Origin of the sequence: Variovorax sp. KBW07 (assembly GCF_003852515.1) — a bacterium.
Lineage (GTDB): Bacteria > Pseudomonadota > Gammaproteobacteria > Burkholderiales > Burkholderiaceae_C > Variovorax.
Window position 1 is genome coordinate 1 of sequence record NZ_QAJK01000278.1, and the last position, 665, is coordinate 665.

Here is a 665-nt window from a genome sequence, read left to right on the forward strand (position 1 = left end):
GCGAAAGGGAATCAGGTTAACATTCCTGAACTTGAATACGGAAATTTGGTTGTTTCGGCAACACAAGGTGGCAACACAAGCGATCTCAGAGACGTCATCAAGTGTTTCGGGAAGAGTTCTCTTTTCTTTGTATACATAACCATGTCCCTAGAATCAGGTCATCTGGAGAAAGGGATGTGAAATGTCAAAAGCACCGCGGTTCTTGTGGTGTCCGAAGCGCCCCTGATGGCCCTTGAAAATCTGAGGGAGCAGTTATAAATTTCGTTTCAAGCCGTACCGATATCCGCAGCAGGTCTCCAAGGTGAGCAGCCTATAGCCTTAGAACAATGTAGGTAAGGGAAGTCGGCAAACTAGATCCGTACCTTCGGTAAAAGGATTGGCTCTAGGGACCGGGTATGATGGGCTTAATCAAGAAGTTGATTGAATTGGAATTGGGCTGTTTTGATTCTGTTTTGGGGCAACTTAAAATGGAGTTGAAATGGAACTTTTTCGACTCGATTGATAGGCGGGTTAGGCTATGATTTGTGGATTTTCGGATTCATGGTCGTCATTGTACAATTAACGGTCAACCTAGAACTGGCATGGACTAGGGGAATCCGACTGTCTAATTAAAACAAAGCATTGCGATGGCTGGTGAACGGCTTTGACGCAATGTGATTTCTGCC

Annotated in this window: 1 rRNA gene (running past one end of the window); it reads left to right on the forward strand. The window is 45.1% G+C overall.

The annotated features are described in order from the left end of the window. Window positions 1–665: ribosomal RNA gene (locus DBV14_RS33685) — 23S ribosomal RNA — on the forward strand (its annotated part continues 729 nt past the right edge of the window); the annotation flags it as partial.